The 4,315-nt window shown below is 69.9% G+C and carries 4 protein-coding genes and 2 tRNA genes; 1 reads left to right on the top strand and 5 read right to left on the bottom strand.

The genetic code is table 11. The features are described from left to right. Window positions 1-4: 4 nt before the first annotated feature. The 4 genes from PLL68_RS12585 to PLL68_RS12600 all read right to left on the bottom strand — a co-directional run bounded on the left by PLL68_RS12585 (window position 5) and on the right by PLL68_RS12600 (window position 2,525). A tRNA-Cys gene (locus PLL68_RS12585) sits at window positions 5-75 on the bottom strand. 23 nt (window positions 76-98) lie between these two features. Then, a tRNA-Gly gene (locus PLL68_RS12590) sits at window positions 99-171 on the bottom strand. 152 nt (window positions 172-323) lie between these two features. After that, the gene (locus PLL68_RS12595) at window positions 324-1,475 is read right to left on the bottom strand and encodes a YihY/virulence factor BrkB family protein (RefSeq protein WP_324534590.1); all 1,152 of its coding nucleotides are present in this window, start codon (window positions 1,473-1,475) and stop codon (window positions 324-326) included. A gap of 87 nt (window positions 1,476-1,562) precedes the next feature. Beyond that, window positions 1,563-2,525 (bottom strand): polyphosphate kinase 2 family protein, encoded by a 963-nt coding sequence (locus PLL68_RS12600; protein ID WP_324534592.1) that lies wholly within the window; start codon window positions 2,523-2,525, stop codon window positions 1,563-1,565. 83 nt (window positions 2,526-2,608) lie between these two features. Here PLL68_RS12600 and PLL68_RS12605 point away from each other — a divergent pair, with 83 nt between their 5' ends. Continuing rightward, the gene (locus PLL68_RS12605; RefSeq protein WP_324534594.1) at window positions 2,609-3,349 is read left to right on the top strand and encodes a dihydrofolate reductase family protein; all 741 of its coding nucleotides are present in this window, start codon (window positions 2,609-2,611) and stop codon (window positions 3,347-3,349) included. Window positions 3,350-3,388: 39 nt separating this feature from the next. Here PLL68_RS12605 and PLL68_RS12610 read toward each other — a convergent pair. Further along, the coding region (locus PLL68_RS12610; protein ID WP_502910708.1) for an NIDO-like domain-containing protein at window positions 3,389-4,315 on the bottom strand (927 nt) is incomplete at its 5' end.

Genomic DNA, 4,315 nt, shown 5'->3' on the forward strand with positions numbered 1-4,315 from the left:
CTCGAGGTGGAGACGGGATTTGAACCCGTGTACGCGGCTTTGCAGGCCGCTGCCTCGCCTCTCGGCCACTCCACCATGTTCGGGGCGGCTAACCCTCGAGCGGATGACCGGGTTCGAACCGGCGACCTCAACCTTGGCAAGGTTGCGCTCTACCAACTGAGCTACATCCGCGCGCGTCCGTGCGGCTCTTGCGAACCGCGCTTGGCGTGCTCGCAGACATTATCTGACAGTCGAGGGGATCGCCAAACCGGGTCCCCATGACCCCTCCCCCGACTGCTTCCCGACCACTCGCCGAGTGCCTCCCCACCACGGCGGGCCAGCGCTCAGGCCTGCGAGTCGCCGCGGCGACCGGCACCGACTGCCTCCCCCGCGGCATCCGCACCATCACCGCGTGATGCCCGGGAGATCGGCGTCATCGGGCCGCGGGCGGCCTCCCGCAGCCCGGACAGGCCGAGGTCGTCCTCGTCGAGCGCGAGCCCGCGGCCGTAGCCGTCGAAGGGGTCGTCCCAGCCCACGGTGGTGCGCGGAGCCGACCGGCGGCGCCAGTGCTCACCCATCCAGGCACCGAAGCGCTCGTGGAGGCTGCGGTTCTCCTCCACCGGCCACAGCTCACGGATGGCGGCATTCGCGGCGGCACCGATCAGCACGGCGATGGCCAGTGCGTAGAGCCAGATGAGCAGCACGATGGGAGCGGACAGTGGGCCGTAGATCGACGTGCCACCCAGGGATGCCGCGATGGTCCCGCGCACGACGAAGGAGGCGAGGATCCAGATCAACAGGGTGACGACGGCGCCGGGAGCGTCACGAAGCCAGGGCGAGCGTCTCGGAGTCGACACGTGGTACAGGCTGGTCAACCCCCCGACGACGAGCAGGGTGACGAGCGGCCAGTAGAGGGCCGTGAGGGCATCCCACGGGTCGGGAAGGATCTCGCCGAGCAGGGTGGGGCCGAGCAGCACGAGGGGGATCGTCACGATGCCGAGGACCAGCGCCAGGAGGTAGAGCGAGAACGACAGCGCCCTCGTCTGGACGATGCCGCGCACCCCCGACTGGCCGTACATGATCGAGATCGTGTCGACGAAGACGTTGAGCGCCCGGGATCCGGACCACAGCGACAGGACGAAGCCGAGGGAGATGAGGTCGAAGCGTCCGTCGGTGAAGACGTCGTTGATCGTCGGGCCGAGCGTGGAGTTGATGATGTCCTCGGTGAGGAAGCGCGACGCGTAGTCGTTGATCGCATCGCGCACCTGCTCCACGGCCACCGGCCCGAGAGCGGTGCCGAGGTAGCCGAGGCCGCCGAAGAGCCCCAGGACCAGCGGCGGCAGGCTGAGCAGGGCGAAGAACCCCGCCTCGGACGCCAGGCCGGTGACCCGGTAGCGCAGGCAGATGCGCGTGGTCACGACCACCAGCCGGGCCAGGGGCAGCAGGCCCGGGACCTGTGCGAGCAGGCGGCGCAGGCGCCGTTTCGCATCGGTCATGGGGCAACGGTAACCGCCGCGCCCGCGAGAACCGCGGACATCAGGGCTGCACGAGGGTTGCCTTGAGCGTTCTGGTCGCGATCACCCTCAGGGCGAGAGCGCCAGGCGGACCTTCTCCGCCTCGACGTCGAAGTCGGCTGCGGGCCACTGCGGGTCCATCGCCTCGAGGTGTTCCAGCAGCAGATTCGTCACGGCGAGCCGGGCGTACCACTTGTTGTCCGCCGGCACGACGAACCACGGCGCGGCAGCGGTCGAGCACTTCTCCAGGGCTGCCTGGTAGGCCTGCATGTAGTCCACCCAGTGCATGCGCTCGTCGACGTCGCCGGGGTTGTACTTCCAGTGCTTGTCCTCGCGGGCGAGTCGTTCGGTGAGGCGCGCCTTCTGCTCGTCGCTGGAGATGTGCAGCATGACCTTGATGATCGTGGTCCCCGATTCGACGACTCCCGCCTCGAAGTCGTTGATCTGGGCGTAGCGGCGCGACCAGGTCGACCGTGGCACCAGGTCGTGCACCCGCACGATGAGGACGTCCTCGTAGTGGCTGCGGTCGAAGACGCCGATGTCACCGGCTGACGGCAGTGCACGCCGGATCCGCCAGAGGAATGGGTGGCGCTTCTCCTCGGCGGTCGGCGCCTTGAACGACGTGATCTCCACTCCTTGCGGGTCGACCGCACCGACGACGTGGCGCATGATGCCGCCCTTGCCGGAGGTGTCCATGCCCTGGATGACGAGCAGCACCGAGCGCTGACCTCCCCCCCTCGATTCGGCGTAGAGCCGCTCCTGGAGGTCGCTGGTGCGTTCCTGGAGCTCGGCCATGACGGCCTCAGCGGCCGCCCTGTCGCCGGTGAACCCCGGCGTCGAGGCAGGGTCGAACTCGGCGAGGTCGAAACCGGGCCCCACCCGCAGGACGTGCGACCAGGCCACCGCCTGCACCGCATCGTCCTGGCGTGCCTTGGCGGCCTTCTGGCGCTTCTTCTCGGCCTTCCTCGCGGCCTTGCCGGTCAGTTCGGCCTTCTCGACGGACTTCTTGCTCTTCTTCGCACCCTTGCCCATCGCCGCATCCTTGCAGACCCGACGCCTCGGATGCCCCGGAACATCCGGGGTCCCCCAGCCCTGTTCCCTGCGACACTCACGCCATGCGCGTCCTCCTCGATCCCCGCCGACCGTCGCACCCGGGCGCACGCGTCACGGCGGCTGAACTGGCCGACCTCTATGCCTTTCCTCACCGCCGCTGGGTGCGCTCGAACTTCGTCAGCACCCTCGACGGTTCAGCGGTCGGGGCCGACGGTCTGAGCGGAAGCATCAACACCCCCGCCGACAACCGGGTGTTCGCCCTCCAACGCTCGCTGTGCCAGGCGGTGCTCGTCGGCGCCGGGACCGTGCGGGCCGAGGGGTACGAGCGGCTCGAACCCACGCGGGCACGACCGGTGCCCCCCGCGCTGGTCGTCGTCAGCGCCTCCGGTCGTGTTCCCGAGGGGTTGCGCACCCCGACCGCCGGGCGTGGCGCGGGGCTGCTCGTCACCTGTGAGTCAGCTGGTGAGCGCGCCCTGGAGCGTGCTCGCCGCGTGCTCGGTCCGGATGCCGTGCTCGTCGCCGGAGGTGCCCACGTCGACCTCGCGCGTGCATTGGACGCCCTCGCCGAGCGCGGGCTCGGTCAGGTCCTGTGCGAGGGCGGCCCCAGCCTGTTCGCCTCGGCCCTGTCCGCCGGGGTCGTCGACGAGGTCGCCCTGTCCCTCGCGCCCACCGTCGTCGGAGGGGACGGCACGCGGGTGACGAGCGGGCCAGCGCTCGGCGACGCGGACGGCATCCACCTCACCCCCCGCCTCCTGCTGGAGGAGGCGGGCACGATGCTCGGACTCTGGCGGGTTCGGACCTGACCCGCGGTGGGGGTGGGCAAGGCGCCCACCCCCACCCGGTCACTTGACTCGAAGCGTCTGCGGGACGCTGATCGTGCCCTTGACCAGTGGCGACGTCGCCGTCGGAGCCAGGACGTAGGAGCCCGCCCGTGAACTGGACGCGTCATAGGTGATCTGAACCGAGCCTCCCGGGGTCGGGCCTGTTGCGTTGACGACCCAGGCCGTGTTCGAGCCGCCGGAGTACGCGGCGCCACTCGTGCCGTCACGGTTCTCCGCGCCCTGGCTGAGGAAGCCTCCGTCGCCGCCGGTCACCACCGAGTTGGCGATCGTCACGTCGTCGGTGCCGTTGAGCCCGATCCAGACCTGGAAGGAGTTCTGCTGGGCGGCGGAGCTCCAGTTCGGCACCTTGTCGTAGTCGATGACGAGCCAGTCGTTGGTCCCGTCGCTGAGGGAGCCGACACGCACCGCGCCACCGGCACTGGGGTTCAGGTCCGTCCAGAACGGCGCGATGATGTTGTTCGGCCGCGTGGTCGAGGGGATCGGCTGGTTGAGGTAGTCGACGTCCTGGGCCGTTCCGCCGCCGATGACGACGTACCCGTTGGAGACGACGCCGACGCGGGTGTACGTCTCCGTGCCGTAGGTGAACGGTGGGACGTTGTAGTTCACGATCGTCTCGTCGCCCATGCCGGCGATCGGGGCGATGCCGAACGCGCTCAGCGGCAGGTAGCCGCCGGCCGGAGTGGCGCCCGGGGTGACCGAGGTGATGGTCGGCGGCAGGGCGGGTGTGAGCGTGCCGTTCCAGGTGAACCCTCTCGAGGTGCCGGTGGCCGGGGCGCTGACCGAGCTGATGTCCACCCGGCTCGGTGCGGCGAGCGAGAGCTTGACCGGTGCCGGGGCGGCGCTGTTGTTCGTGAGGGTCACGGTGCACGCGGCGTCCTGGTTGCGCGCCAGGTCGGTCGGCTCGCAGGTGTGCGTCATCGGGACGAC

This window comes from Ornithinibacter sp. (assembly GCF_035443565.1).
Classification (GTDB): Bacteria; Actinomycetota; Actinomycetes; order Actinomycetales; family Dermatophilaceae; genus Fodinibacter.

What these genes read in the sequence shown, in the direction of transcription:
- PLL68_RS12595 (WP_324534590.1), bottom strand. Translation starts at nt 1,475, where the DNA reads ATGACCGATGCGAAACGGCGCCTGCGCCGCCTGCTCGCACAGGTCCCG.
- PLL68_RS12600 (WP_324534592.1), bottom strand. Translation starts at nt 2,525, where the DNA reads ATGGGCAAGGGTGCGAAGAAGAGCAAGAAGTCCGTCGAGAAGGCCGAA.
- PLL68_RS12605 (WP_324534594.1), top strand. Translation starts at nt 2,609, where the DNA reads ATGCGCGTCCTCCTCGATCCCCGCCGACCGTCGCACCCGGGCGCACGC.